The sequence below is a fragment of the Coprococcus sp. AF21-14LB genome, from assembly GCF_003458885.1.
In the GTDB taxonomy this organism is placed as follows: Bacteria; Bacillota; Clostridia; order Lachnospirales; family Lachnospiraceae; genus UBA9414.
This window is the reverse complement of record NZ_QRVX01000056.1, coordinates 1-13,162: the sequence shown is the minus strand read 5'-3', so window position 1 is coordinate 13,162 and position 13,162 is coordinate 1. Positions and strand designations below refer to the sequence as shown.

Annotated in this window: 14 protein-coding genes and 2 pseudogenes; 1 reads left to right on the top strand and 15 read right to left on the bottom strand. The window is 40.9% G+C overall.

What is annotated here, in order from left to right:
* Positions 1-306: 306 nt before the first annotated feature.
* Together rpsI and rplM are read right to left on the bottom strand one after the other, a co-directional pair.
* Entirely contained in the window at positions 307-699 is a 393-nt protein-coding gene (gene rpsI, locus DWX73_RS11395) for a 30S ribosomal protein S9 (RefSeq protein ID WP_118348875.1), read from the bottom strand.
* 29 nt (positions 700-728) lie between these two features.
* The gene (gene rplM, locus DWX73_RS11390) at positions 729-1,157 is read right to left on the bottom strand and encodes a 50S ribosomal protein L13 (RefSeq protein WP_118348874.1); all 429 of its coding nucleotides are present in this window, start codon (positions 1,155-1,157) and stop codon (positions 729-731) included.
* A gap of 452 nt (positions 1,158-1,609) precedes the next feature.
* Between rplM and DWX73_RS11385 the strand changes: the two genes are divergently transcribed.
* A complete protein-coding gene (locus tag DWX73_RS11385) occupies positions 1,610-2,917 on the top strand; it encodes an alpha-amylase family glycosyl hydrolase (RefSeq protein ID WP_118348873.1) in 1,308 nt (435 codons plus the stop codon).
* Between the two features lie 72 nt (positions 2,918-2,989).
* Here the strand turns inward: DWX73_RS11385 and DWX73_RS11380 are convergent, their stop codons facing one another.
* The 13 genes and pseudogenes from DWX73_RS11380 to DWX73_RS11325 all read right to left on the bottom strand — a co-directional run bounded on the left by DWX73_RS11380 (position 2,990) and on the right by DWX73_RS11325 (position 12,736).
* Positions 2,990-3,349, bottom strand: a complete 360-nt coding sequence (locus DWX73_RS11380) for a hypothetical protein (protein WP_118348872.1) — start codon at positions 3,347-3,349, stop codon at positions 2,990-2,992.
* A 9-nt stretch (positions 3,350-3,358) separates the two neighbouring features.
* Entirely contained in the window at positions 3,359-3,865 is a 507-nt protein-coding gene (locus DWX73_RS15630; RefSeq protein WP_199413558.1) for a flavin reductase, read from the bottom strand.
* A 183-nt stretch (positions 3,866-4,048) separates the two neighbouring features.
* A pseudogene (locus DWX73_RS15625) lies at positions 4,049-4,456 on the bottom strand (HDOD domain-containing protein); the annotation flags it as partial.
* A gap of 53 nt (positions 4,457-4,509) precedes the next feature.
* The gene (tyrS, locus tag DWX73_RS11370; protein ID WP_118348871.1) at positions 4,510-5,730 is read right to left on the bottom strand and encodes a tyrosine--tRNA ligase; all 1,221 of its coding nucleotides are present in this window, start codon (positions 5,728-5,730) and stop codon (positions 4,510-4,512) included.
* 21 nt (positions 5,731-5,751) lie between these two features.
* Complete coding sequence (locus DWX73_RS11365; protein WP_118348870.1) at positions 5,752-6,273, bottom strand: topology modulation protein; 522 nt, start codon at positions 6,271-6,273, stop codon at positions 5,752-5,754.
* Positions 6,263-6,835, bottom strand: a complete 573-nt coding sequence (locus DWX73_RS11360; RefSeq protein WP_118348869.1) for an NUDIX hydrolase — start codon at positions 6,833-6,835, stop codon at positions 6,263-6,265. The genes DWX73_RS11365 and DWX73_RS11360 overlap by 11 nt, the downstream gene beginning before the upstream one ends.
* Positions 6,836-6,861: 26 nt before the next feature.
* Positions 6,862-7,224 (bottom strand): hypothetical protein, encoded by a 363-nt coding sequence (locus DWX73_RS15810; protein WP_118348868.1) that lies wholly within the window; start codon positions 7,222-7,224, stop codon positions 6,862-6,864.
* Between the two features lie 38 nt (positions 7,225-7,262).
* On the bottom strand, positions 7,263-8,099 hold the full coding sequence (locus tag DWX73_RS11350) for a MurR/RpiR family transcriptional regulator (protein ID WP_118348867.1): 837 nt from the start codon (positions 8,097-8,099) through the stop codon (positions 7,263-7,265).
* Positions 8,100-8,102: 3 nt separating this feature from the next.
* Positions 8,103-8,997 (bottom strand): annotated as a pseudogene (locus DWX73_RS11345) (ROK family protein).
* Positions 8,998-9,064: 67 nt separating this feature from the next.
* Positions 9,065-9,517 carry a YhcH/YjgK/YiaL family protein gene (locus tag DWX73_RS11340; RefSeq protein ID WP_118348866.1) on the bottom strand — a complete coding sequence of 151 codons (453 nt, stop codon included), beginning with the start codon at positions 9,515-9,517 and terminating at the stop codon, positions 9,065-9,067.
* Positions 9,518-9,537: 20 nt separating this feature from the next.
* On the bottom strand, positions 9,538-11,046 hold the full coding sequence (locus tag DWX73_RS11335) for a sodium:solute symporter (protein WP_118348865.1): 1,509 nt from the start codon (positions 11,044-11,046) through the stop codon (positions 9,538-9,540).
* A 12-nt stretch (positions 11,047-11,058) separates the two neighbouring features.
* Positions 11,059-11,976 (bottom strand): dihydrodipicolinate synthase family protein, encoded by a 918-nt coding sequence (locus DWX73_RS11330; RefSeq protein ID WP_118348864.1) that lies wholly within the window; start codon positions 11,974-11,976, stop codon positions 11,059-11,061.
* Positions 11,977-12,052: 76 nt separating this feature from the next.
* Complete coding sequence (locus DWX73_RS11325; RefSeq protein ID WP_118348863.1) at positions 12,053-12,736, bottom strand: N-acetylmannosamine-6-phosphate 2-epimerase; 684 nt, start codon at positions 12,734-12,736, stop codon at positions 12,053-12,055.
* Positions 12,737-13,162 lie beyond the last annotated feature (426 nt).

Genomic DNA, 13,162 nt, shown 5'->3' with positions numbered 1-13,162 from the left:
TGTACAAAAATCACCTTTTTATATCGGTGAGTTTCTTCAAAACCTCAGCATTTTCACCAGGCAGAGAAGATACTTTCCCCATACACAGACTGGCTGACCCGTCCGCGGCCTGGTACAATTGGAAAGAATCACATTCAGAGCAGTTCCTGTTAATTCAGAACTGCTCTTTTTATCTGCTCTGAATCTGATACTTCCCTTATGAATTATACCATTGCTATATAATAAAATACACACAAAAACTCCCCAGAACCGAAGTTCTGAGGAGTCGAAAAATCTTTTTGAAATTGTACGTTCTGAAACGTATGATTAACGTTTAGAGAACTGTGGTGCTCTACGAGCTGCTTTGAGACCGTATTTTTTACGTTCTTTCATACGTGGGTCACGAGTTAAGAATCCAGCTTTCTTCAGAACTGGTCTGTATTCAGCGTCTGCCTGAAGTAATGCTCTTGAAATACCATGACGGATAGCACCAGCCTGTCCTGTGTATCCACCGCCGCGTACGTTAACGATTACGTCAAATTTATCTGCTGTTTCTGTAGCAACTAATGGCTGACGAACGATAAGTTTTAATGTCTCTAATCCTAAATATTCGTCAATGCTTCTTTTATTAATTGTGATATTTCCTGTTCCAGGTACTAAATATACTCTTGCGATTGATTTTTTTCTTCTTCCTGTTCCGTAGAATTTTGCGTTAGCCACTGTAATTTCCTCCTCTCAAACTTACCTGATTAAAATGTTAAAACTTCTGGTTTCTGTGCCTGATGAGCATGCTCTGCTCCAGCGTAAACATGAAGTTTTTTGATCATTGCTCTTCCTAAAGGTCCTTTTGGGAGCATTCCTTTTACAGCAAGTTCGATAACTTTCTCTGGTTTCTTAGCCATCATCTCTTTTAATGTAGTCTCTTTCATTCCGCCTACATACTCAGAGTGATTGTAGTAAATCTTCTGATCTAATTTCTTACCTGTTACAGCGATTTTTTCAGCGTTAACAACGATTACATAATCACCTGTATCAACGTGTGGTGTATATTCTGGTTTATTTTTTCCTCTTAAAACTTTTGCTACTTCAGAAGCAAGACGTCCTAATGTCTGGCCTTCTGCATCAACTACATACCATTTTCTTTCAATTTTGTCTGGATTAGCCATGTAAGTTTTCATTGGTTGACCTCCTGATATTAATTATCTACTTTTACTATTATAAATGTGATTTATTATGAAAGCAGCTTACTCCGGGGCTTTGGTGTAAACCGTTTCTTCTCATGTCATACTTCCTTAGTATATTATCTTTCTCTATTTATGTCAACCATTTTCTTGATTTTTACCCACTAAAATTCTACTAAATTTTTCTCTGAAAACTCCTGAAAACTAGGCAATAAATTTCACCTCTCGTTTCTTTTTATTTCGGTATCTGACATAGATGTTAAAAGCTCCACAGCTTCATCTACTATCGTATGGCGCAGGGTATCAGGTTTTATGGTGGTATCTTCCTAAATTTCCCGCCTTTTCTCTCCCTTCTCATGTTATAATACTGATATGCGGCATAAACGACCGCATATTTCCCATGATTTTGGAAACAACATCAAAATACTATCTTTAAAGGAGAACCAATTATGTGGGCTTATCATAGTATCTTTTATCAAATTTATCCAATCGGATTTTGCGGCGCACCAACTTCCAACGATGGAATTACTGTACCGCGCATAAAAAAACTTGGCGACTGGACCGATTACCTTGAATCTCTCGGCATCAATGCCGTACTTTTGAATCCCGTATTTGAATCGGATCATCACGGATACGACACAAGAGATTTTTTGAGAATAGACTGTCGTCTCGGTACAAACGATGATTTCCGAAATATCTGTGAGACACTTCACGCACATGGAATCCGAATCGTTCTGGATGGCGTTTTTAACCACGTCGGGCGAGGTTTCTGGGCATTTCAGGACGTACTGGAAAAGAAATGGGACTCTCCGTACAAAGACTGGTTTTATATCCATTTTGACGGTAACAGCTGTTACAATGATGGTTTCTGGTACGAGGGCTGGGAAGGACATTTTGAACTGGTCAAACTTAATCTACAGAATCCTGCCGTTACAGATTATCTATTAGACTGTGTAAAAAGCTGGGTAGAAATGTTCGACATTGATGGTCTGCGCCTGGATGTCGCTTATAGCCTTGATCGAAATTTTATGAAACGTCTCTGTTCTTTTACAAAAGAATTAAAACCAGATTTTGCTCTTATCGGTGAAGTTTTATTTGGGGATTATAATCTAATTGTCAATGATGAAATGCTCCATAGCTGCACCAACTATGAATGTTATAAAGGGCTGTACTCCAGTTTTAATGATATGAATCTCTTCGAAATTGCTCATTCTTTAAACCGCCAGTTCGGTCCGGAGCAATGGTGTATTTATCGCGGCAAACATTTAATGACTTTTGCAGATAACCATGATGTAACAAGACTTGCCAGCATTTTGAAGAATCCGGCACATTTGCCGCTTGTCTATGGCATACTCTTCGGAATGCCGGGAATTCCATGTATTTATTATGGAAGCGAATGGGGTGAAGAAGGTATGAAAGCTCCTGACAACGATTTCGCTCTCCGCCCTTGTTTTGATGCGCCAAAGCCAAATTCGCTGACGGAATTTCTGAAGAATCTGACTCATATTCGTCAGGACAGTGATGCTCTCTGCAACGGTTCCTATCGGAATATTATCATCCAGAATCATCAGCTCATCTTCGAGCGAACGACAGATCACGAACGCATTTTCGTAGCTTTGAATGCTTCTAAAACTCCTTTTACGGCATACCATCAGGAGCTAAACGGCACTGTAGTAGATCTGATTACAGATAAAGAAATAGCAATGAATGGAAGTCTGGAACTTCCTGGATATTCCGTGCAGTATTTAAAATTTTAGAAAAAAGCTGCTGCAAAATGTTTTTTCAAGTTCTCATTTTGCAGCAGCCTTTATGGTCTTTTCTATGCATTCTTAATTTTGATGAAATCCGCCCATCACAATACTATATGTCCACGCAAATATAAAATATGCATATAACACAGCAAATCCACATGCCGGATACAGTACGATATGTATCGTTGGAAATGTAACATGTTTTCTTTTTACCTGATAAATATCATAAACAATATTGGCAAGCATCAATAGTAGCTGACAGCGAAACAGTATACTTATCATCTCCATAATCAAATGATTCTCATCCGGAAATGTCTGTCCATAAAACTGAATCCACAATCCGATAAATAACAATAAAACTGCTAAAATACAATTTATCAGCATCAATTTATTTAGTTTCACTTGAACCACATCCTTTGCGTGAATCTCTTTTATCACATCTTCCTCTTATTTCTTCACAAGTACCTTTGTGATTTCCGCAATATACATTGTATGGTAATCTTTCTGCGGATAGCAATTCTCATCTGCATCTTTGTCGATGAATTTCTCAGAACGAATCTCATCTGCATACAGTTTGCGGCAGACAAACACTAACTCCGCCTCTTCAAATGCAGTTGTTCCATCCACATAATATGGTGTTAATCCTGCTTCTTTGATCTTATCCCTGTCTTTTCCGGAAACTTTTCCACAGAGAGTAAGCGCTTCCCGACAGTTATCCCCAAAAAAGCTTAATGTAAACACATCCTGTGCATCTACAAACTCTTTCGTGTAACGCTGTGGACGAATATACGCTGTCACAACATTTTTGCCCCAGAGAACTCCAACACCGCCCCAGCTCGCTGTCATTGTGTTGTGTTTTTCTTCATTTCCTGCTGTGATTAACATCCATTCTTTTCCGATCTTTGTAAATGGATTCATCTGTAACTCTTCAATTGATACTTCCTGAAATGACATTGTTTTTTCTCCTTTCATAATCCCGAGAACCTCATACAGGTTCTTTCCCATCTTCTTTTCAAAATAGTCGCGAAGCTCATAGCATCGTTTTCGTTTCTCTTCCGGATAACTTCCATATCGCTTTGTAATATCTGCGATCCGCTTCTCCATCGCCACAGGCCCCTCCGGAAGCGCCAGCGCGTCACAGAGCTGGATGAGCAGATCGTAATCATCATATTCAACGGATGTTAGATATGCTTCTACTTCTTCTGCATCTTCCGGAGGAACATCTATATTTCCAATGTATGTGTGAATTCCCTTAATCTGAAAGGAATGTGTCATGCAAATTCTTGCCGCCTCATCCCATCCATGCTCCATCATGCATCGATAACCGTCAATGATATGCTTAAAATGTGTTCCAACAGTAATTCTCCGGCCAATATCGTGAAATAGTCCTACAATATAAGCTTTTTCCGCATCCATTCCTTCACAGTGTTCTGCAATCCGTTCTGCACACCACGCTGCAACCCGGCAATGGTCTCCCCACGGTCCCGGGTGGATTTCCTCGGATTCACGGACAAACTGCTCTGCTTCTTCTCTTGTCGGCAGCATATCATCACGCCCTTTCTCATTCTGCAAACCGAAAACTGTTTCAGATAAATCTATTATTTCAACACAATCTTTCTGAAATTTTTCTTACCGCGCTTTAAGATAAAATCTTCTGCAAAGGCATCTTTTCCAAATGCAGCGCGAATATCTGTTACTTTCTCGCCATTTACAGATGCGCCGCCCTGTTCTACTGCACGTCTTCCTTCTGATTTACTCGGAACAAGTCCGCTCTTCTGAAGCAATGTGATAATATCGATAGAGCCGTCTGTAAAATCTTCCTCGCTAAGTTCAGCTGTCGGCATGTTAGCTGCATTTCCGGCGCTGAATAATGCTCTTGCGCTTTCCTGTGCTTTTGCTGCCTCTTCTTCGCCGTGAACCAGTTTTGTAAGCTCAAATGCAAGAATTTCTTTCGCTTTATTTAACTGGCTTCCTTCCCATTTATCCATCTCATCGATTTCTTCAAGCGGAAGGAATGTTAGCATACGGATACATTTCAGAACGTCTGCATCTGCCACATTTCTCCAGTACTGGTAGAATTCAAACGGAGATGTTTTGTTCGGATCAAGCCAAACTGCACCAGACTGTGTTTTACCCATTTTCTTTCCTTCTGAATTCAGAAGCAGTGTAATTGTCATTGCACATGCATTTTTACCAAGTTTACGACGAATGAGTTCTGTTCCGCCAAGCATATTGCTCCACTGATCATCTCCTCCGAACTGCAGATTACATCCGTATTTCTGGAATAATGCGTAGAAATCATAGCTCTGCATGATCATGTAGTTGAATTCCAGGAAGCTTAATCCTCTTTCCATACGCTGTTTGTAGCACTCTGCTGTCAGCATACGATTCACTGAGAAATGCGGTCCAACTTCACGGAGCAGATCAATATAATTCAGGTCCAAAAGCCAGTCCGCGTTATTCACCATCAATGCTTTTCCTTCAGAAAAATCAATAAATTTGCTCATCTGTTCTTTGAAGCAATCACAGTTATGCTGAATTTGTTCCGGCGTCATCATAGAACGCATATCTGTTCTTCCGGATGGATCTCCGATGTATCCTGTTCCTCCACCGATAAGAGCGATCGGCTTATTTCCGGCCATCTGCAGACGTTTCATAAGACAAAGCGCCATAAAATGTCCTACATGAAGGCTATCTGCCGTCGGGTCAAATCCAATGTAAAATGTTGCCTTTCCATTATTGATCAGTTCTCTGATCTCTTCCTCATCTGTTACCTGCGCGATCAGACCGCGGGCCTGAAGTTCTTCATAAATCTTCATTTTTCTTTTCCTTCCTTATTCTTATTTCATTTCAGAACGCACCGATGTAAGAAAACGATCGCATTCTTTCTGATTTCTTAAAATAATGATGTTCGTATCTTTCTGTTCTGCAATATAGCGATAATAATTGTCACGCCTCTCTCTGTTAAAATTCCAGATGCGTTTTAGAAATCCCGGATCAAACTTCTCCGGACATCCGGGATTCATATCCGGACGCGGCTTTCCATAATTTTTTATTACTCGCTTCAATACGCGAAAAATACAAAACCACAGCGGATAATCAAGATAGATTACCGTATCACAGGCATCCATCCTGCGCTTTAATGTACGCGGAAAATTCCCGTCCATGATCCACTTGTCTTTTGCAAGTTCCTGCTCTACAAGGCTGTCAAACTCTTCATTGGAAGCCCTGATCCACCCTTCTTTCCAGGAAAGTTTATCCAAATGTACGACGGGAATATCCCACCAGGCACTCAGCTGCCTTGCGACGGTAGATTTACCGCTTCCGCTTGCTCCGATAATAATAATCTTTTCAGGCTTCACAACAGGCACCTCCTCTGGCAGCAAGGGAAATTCTATCCGCTTGTTCTTTCTGCTCACCGAGGACCCATGTTTCAAATCGTTTTCCGAGAGACTGGATTCTCCTGTAGATCGGTCCTGCAATCAGACCGTCTTTCCCCATGCGATGAAGTTCTTCAAGCGTTACCCATTTCGCACCTACTGTTTCCATATCCTGAAGCACGATTTCTGAAATCGCCACATCACGTCTCAGGAAATAAAAATCGATAATAGAATACTCTTCCTTCTGCGTTTCCAGAAATTGAAGTTCTTCTTCCTCTGCACGGATTCCTGTCTCTTCAAATAATTCCCTTACGGCTCCTGCGCGGCTCGTCTCCCCTGCCTGGATACAGCCTCCGGTATTTTCCCAGAGATTCGGATATTTCTCCTTCTCCGGATGTCTCAATGTCAGAAGAATTTCATGTTTGCTGTTTACTACACAGATGACAGCAACAAGATGATACTCTCCATGTACCTTCGGCGCAAGGCGACTCTGCCTGCGGTTCAGGGGCCTTCTGTTTTCATCAAACAAATCCCATAATTCCATTTTATTTCTCCTACTTCAACTCATTTTTATTGTGTAAAAGAAATCGCCAATTGATCTATCCGTACCACAAAATGTATAACAAAAAACCCGCCCTCTCCATTTCGGAAAGGGCGGGAACATTCCCGCGGTACCACCTTTTCTTTCACAGACTGCTCGCACAGCCCGTCTCTATAAGTATCTGCCAATACTCTGATACGATAACGTGTATCAACTCCGTCACATCCTACTTCTGACTGCCTCATGTCATTGACTGGTTTTCTGTCTGCTGACACTAACTGCAGCGGTTCGGTGTAAAGCTCCAAGATGTATTCACAATCTGTTTTCCATGCACCTCTCATCACCCGGTTACTTTCTGTATGCTTTTTCAGACTGCTACTTCTTCTTTTCATTGCCTGTTCTAATTATATTATCTGATTGACATAGTAGACTATCTGCCCGTGTTTGTCAAGGGCTTCTTTGCGTGAAGCGCCTCCAGCGTACTTCCGTGAAGTCCTTCTGTCCGGTTCTTATTCTGGGCGACATATTTACTGTAAATAATATCGATAAGTACAAGAATCGGAAACTGCGGCGAAATAACATTCCCGTAATTCAGATACTTAAGTGACGGCACAACCGCCACCTCATCACAGAATTCCTCAAAAGACTCTCTTTTCTGTGCTGTGATCAAAATCGTTCTCGCCCCTCTTTTTCTGGCTCCCTGAAGAAAATACAGAATATCTTCCGTCTCTCCGCTAATCGAAATTCCGATCGCGAGACAGCCTTTATCCTGAAACACCGTCTGCATCTTCATCATGTCTCCGTCCGTAATAGAATCTATATCCACACCGATTCTCATAAAACGGCTTTCCACTTCCCTGGCTGCCAGTCCTGAACTTCCTTTTCCGCAAATGTATACCCGGTTTGCTCTCGTAATCATCCTGCTGATATGTTCAATCTGTTTCTCATCTACAAGACTATAACTCTTATTGAGAAGTTCCTGATACACATTCAGAATTGTTCTCGTATTTCCTTCCATCGTATCCTTACGGACTTCAAATGTCTCTTCATATTGATAAATAAATTCCCGATATCCTCTATAGCCGCATTTCTGGGCAAATCTGGAAAGCGATGCCTCTGAAATATAAAGCCGTTCTGCCACAGCACGGGCAGAAAAATCTCCCCGCTCCTGATTATGAATAAAATAATCTGCAATCGTTTTTTCCACATTTGTGAACTTCTTGTAATTTGCCTCGATTACCGGCACAACGGACTTTAAATATTCCATAGATTACCTCATACTTTCTCCATGACGTTCCTGAAAATGATAAAATGCTCCAAGCATTCCGGCGTTGTTCTGATGACTTGCAAAAGCAAGCTTTGTCTTCTTTGCAATACTAGGCAGAAGATACTGCTCCAGTGATTTCTGGATGCGCGGACGCAGAAATTCTTCCTGTGCCATAATCCCGCCTCCCAGTACAACGATCTCCGGATTCAATACATAACAGATATTTGCTATCCCATATCCCAGTATATCACACATTTCATCGATCGCGCGAATACAAATTTCATCCCTGTTCTTTGCAGCCTCAAAAATCTCTACACCATTCCATTTCCGTTTGTCCGAATGGCGCTCACACACCTTTTTCGTCAAAATACTGCTGGCTCCCAACGTCTGAAAATCACTGTCGAACATGTGCATATAACCAACTTCACAGGCGCTTCCGGAAAATCCGTGATGAACTTTTCCATCTATAATAATACATCCTCCGATTCCTGTCCCAATTGTAAGACAAAGAGCAGACGAACATCCTTTTGCCGCTCCTGATTTTGTTTCCGCCAGGCCGGCACAGTTTACATCATTTTCCACTTCGCAAGGGATATGGAATCTCTCTTCCATTGTCTTTTTAAAATTTGTTCCGATATAGTCTGGAATCAGCGGCGCTGAATAAAAAAATACTCCCCTGCTCCACATCTACCATACCGGCTGTGGAAATACATATTCCTGAGACTTCTTCTTGTCTCACAAATGTCTCGACAATCGAGACAGCCTTCGCAAGGATCTCAGGACCTCCTTTGGACGCCTCTGTCGCCATCTGCTTTCTCTCAAGAATGTTTCCCTTTTCATTTACCATACCATATTTGATCGCTGTTCCACCAATGTCAATACAAATATATTTCTTCATTGATTCCTCCGTTTCTTTGCCCGAAAAGGCAAACCTCTGACCTGTGGTTTGCCTCTCCTTTGATTTCCTATTGAATTCTCACTTTAAAAATTGCTTTTTTCACTTTTTTTGGTTCTTCCACCTGAATCGCTGTCATATGACCGTCATGAGGATAACATACAAGGAAATCACCCTTTTTTAATATTACATGACTATTTGCAGCGCCTTCCAACGGCAGGAAGTCATCTTTCGGAACAAATTCTTTTTGCTCCATATTTTCAATAAAATTCAGATTAATCTGTTCTTCCCCGTCAAGCATGAAATGAACGTCCAGATATTCTCTGTGCGCTTCCCAGAATCGATTTTCCGGTGTTGTTGTCTCATATTCTACAATATTTACAAACAAACGCTCTCCATCGATCGGATGACTTCCTTTTTCAAAGCTTTTCAGATCATTCTCTGCTGCGTATGCGAAACATTCCTGAATTCCTTTTTCCAGATAAGCAAATTCTTCCAGATTTTTAATATTTCCGAAAATCATTTTTGTCACCTCTTATAATCCTATGAATGATAAATCGTTGTATTTGCTTTCGGTTTTTCATTATCTCCCTTCACTTTTCTGTAGAGAATACTTGCAGGTACTCCTACTACAAGTGAAATTGCAATTGAGATAATAGAATAAGACCAGATAGACACATTTTCTGCCGGTACCATATATTTAATGTAGATCATTGCTGCAGATGCTACGATAAATGCTACATAAGCGCCAAATGCATTCGCTACTTTCGTAAATGCTCCGAGGATAAATGTTCCTCCTAAAATACCAAGTACCAGTCCCATGAAGCCGTTAAACCATTCATATGCAGATTTAATGTTTCCGTTTGCAAGAATAATTGATACCGCGATTGCAAAAATACCAACGCCAAGCGATACGAACTGGGCGATTCTTGTCTGTGTCTTAAAGCTTAACTCTTTCTTAGAAAGACGCTCCTGGATATCCAGTGTCCAGCTTGTTGCAACTGAGTTCAGACCTGTGGAAAGTGTAGACTGTGCTGCAGCATAGATTGCTGCCAGAAGCAGTCCCGTAATTCCTACCGGAAGTTCAAAAGCAATGTAAGATGCAAAAATCTGATCCTGCTGTGCTGCCGGCGGAAGCGGATTACCCTGTGTCTGATAGAACACATGAAGTCCTGTTCCGATCATGTAAAATGCTGTTGCGATAAAAATAGAAAGCGCACCGTTTGTCAGCATCATTTTATTCAACTTTTTCGTATCTGTTGTTGTCGTAAATCTCTGTACAATATCCTGACTGGAAATGTAGGAAGATAATGTGTTGAATCCTGCACCAACAATCAGAAGAAATACACTTGTTTTTAAAATATTAATATCAAAAATCGGTTCATTCGGAGCAAGGAACTTTCCTTCTCCCATAGAACGGAAAATTGCGCCAAAACCTCCGTCAATTCCGCCTGCCAGATAGAACAGTGCGAACGTAACACCAACAAGAAGTACGGAACCCTGGATGAAGTCTGTCCAAAGTACGGATTTCAGACCGCCGGTATAGGAATAGATGATTGCGATCACACCCATAACAATAATTAAAATATTGACATTAATTCCCGTGAGCTGTGCCAATACCATAGACGGAAGGTACATAATAATTGACATACGTCCAATCTGATATACAATAAACATAACCGCACCAAGCACGCGAAGTCCTTTGCTGTTAAAGCGGATCTCAAGATAATGATATGCAGTATCAATATCTAATTTACTATAAATTGGAAGGAAAAACTTAATGGTAATCGGGATTGCCACAAGCATACCAAGCTGTGCAAACCACATGATCCATGTACCTGCATAAGAGTTTCCTGCTAACGACAAGAAAGAAATCGGGCTTAATAATGTAGCAAAAATAGATACTGAAGTCACCCACCACGGAATTGTTCCGTCACCTTTAAAGAATTCCTTTCCCTGCATTTCTTTCTTTGAGAAATGTAATCCGGCAAACAGAACTGCCGCCAGATAAACGACTAAAATAATTAAATCAATTGTTGTAAATCCCTGCACTTTACTATCCTCTTAGCAGTACTTTGCAACTGCTTCTTTCACCATTTTTGCTGCTTCTTTTGCAATTTCAAAATCTGATTCAATCAACTGTGGGAGCGGTTCACGAACTCCGCCAAGATCCAGATTTTCATTGATACGAAGAATCTCTTTGATTACTCCATACATATTTCCGTGAGCAGAACACATTTTATAGATCACTTCATTTGCTGCATACTGTACTTCGCGGGCTTCTTCCAGTCTATTGGCTTTTACAAGCTCGTCCATTTTCAGGAAGAGTTCCGGCATTACACCGTATGTTCCGCCGATTCCTCCTTCTGCTCCAATGACACGTCCGCTGATAAACTGCTCGTCCGGACCATTGAAAATGATATAATCATTTCCGGCTGCTGCCTTAAACATCTGAATATCCTGAACCGGCATAGAAGAATTCTTTACGCCAATGACTCTTGGATTTTTACGCATTTCCGCAAACAGATTCTGTGTTAAAGCCACACCTGCAAGCTGAGGAATATTGTAAATGACAAAATCTGTGTTTGGTGCAGCTGCGCTCATATCATTCCAGTATTTTGCAATTGCATATTCCGGAAGTCTGAAATAAATCGGTGGAATCGCTGCAATCGCATCAACGCCTAAACTCTCAGCATGTTTTGCAAGCTCAACGCTGTCTTTTGTATTGTTACATGCAACGTGTGCAATCACCGTCAGTTTCCCTTTCGCAACTGCCATAACATTTTCCAGAGTAATTTTACGGTCTTCTACGCTCTGGTAAATACATTCACCTGAAGAACCATTTACATAAACACCTTTTACACCTTTTTTGATGTGATACTCTGTCAGCGCTCTGACTCTCTCCGGGCTAATGTTTCCTTCTTCATCGTAACATGCATAAAATGCCGGAATCACGCCTTTGTACTTTTCTAAGTTTGCCATAATGAAATACCCCTTTCATAAAATAAATGTGTGGATGTGTTCTCTATTCTCCGATCGCGGAGATGCTGCGGTACGTCTATTCTAATACGTCCGCAAAGCTCTTTGTAATTAGCTGTGGTCTTGTAATAATGGAGCCGACCACTACGCTGTATGCGCCCAGTTCAATAACTCTTTTTACTTTTTCAGGCGTATTAATATTTCCCTCTGCAATAACAGGATGTTTTGCCTTTGCCAATACTTCGCGAATAATTTCGAAGTCATTATGTTCGATTTTAAGCCCTTTGCTCTGCTCTGTATAGCCAACTAATGTTGTTCCAATGAAATCAAAGCCAAGCTCATCTGCATAAAGCATTTCTTCTACGGTAGAACAGTCTGCCATCAGAAGCTGATCCGGATATTTCTCCCGAATTTCCTTATAAAACTCTGTCAGCGTCTTTCCACCCGGCCGTGTATTGATCGTTGCATCCAATGCAATAATCTCCACGCCGACTTCCATCAGCTCATCAATCTCTTTCATGGTCGGTGTGATATATACTTTACTGTCTTCATAATCTCGTTTCACAATTCCAATGACCGGAAGATCTACCTGTGTATGAATTTCCTGAATATCTTCTTTTGTGTTGGCACGAATTCCATGTGCACCGCCTTCTTTCGCTGCAAGCGCCATTCTTCCCATGATAAAAGAAGAGTGAAGCGGCTCATGCGGAAGCGCCTGACAGGATACGATTAATTTTCCTTTAATACTTTCTATGTTGTTCATATCCGTTCCTCCTTTGTTAGTGCCCAGTATAACATTTCTGCAATTATTATCAATATATCTTTTCATTACTGAAAGTTCTTTCAGAGTTTTCGCCTTCTTTCTTTCTTTTTCACATATTTTTTATTTTATTTTTATACAGATTTCACAATAAAATGCACGAAGTTTCCGAGAACTCCATTTTCTCTCTCCCATTTCATCAAAAATAACTTCAAAAGCTCCGAGCGCTCCACAAAAATTTTCCAATCGAGTAGGAGCTAATCATTAATTGATTAGCCGACCTCTCACACCACCTAGCATACCGTTCAGTACTAGGCGGTTCCTTAGTTTTCACAAACTACTAGATAATAGTCAAGCATGGATGTATAACCTAGCTTGGCTATTACTTTCTTTGAAAAGATTTGGTTCAAGACTTTCGCCATTCTCCAG

Coding starts and splice junctions, on each gene's coding strand:
- rplM (WP_118348874.1), bottom strand. CDS start 1,157: ATGAAAACTTACATGGCTAATCCAGACAAAATTGAAAGAAAATGGTAT.
- DWX73_RS11385 (WP_118348873.1), top strand. CDS start 1,610: ATGTGGGCTTATCATAGTATCTTTTATCAAATTTATCCAATCGGATTT.
- DWX73_RS15630 (WP_199413558.1), bottom strand. CDS start 3,865: ATGTCATTTCAGGAAGTATCAATTGAAGAGTTACAGATGAATCCATTT.
- tyrS (WP_118348871.1), bottom strand. CDS start 5,730: ATGAAGATTTATGAAGAACTTCAGGCCCGCGGTCTGATCGCGCAGGTA.
- DWX73_RS11360 (WP_118348869.1), bottom strand. CDS start 6,835: ATGGAATTATGGGATTTGTTTGATGAAAACAGAAGGCCCCTGAACCGC.
- DWX73_RS15810 (WP_118348868.1), bottom strand. CDS start 7,224: ATGAAAAGAAGAAGTAGCAGTCTGAAAAAGCATACAGAAAGTAACCGG.
- DWX73_RS11350 (WP_118348867.1), bottom strand. CDS start 8,099: ATGGAATATTTAAAGTCCGTTGTGCCGGTAATCGAGGCAAATTACAAG.
- DWX73_RS11340 (WP_118348866.1), bottom strand. CDS start 9,517: ATGATTTTCGGAAATATTAAAAATCTGGAAGAATTTGCTTATCTGGAA.
- DWX73_RS11330 (WP_118348864.1), bottom strand. CDS start 11,976: ATGGCAAACTTAGAAAAGTACAAAGGCGTGATTCCGGCATTTTATGCA.
- DWX73_RS11325 (WP_118348863.1), bottom strand. CDS start 12,736: ATGAACAACATAGAAAGTATTAAAGGAAAATTAATCGTATCCTGTCAG.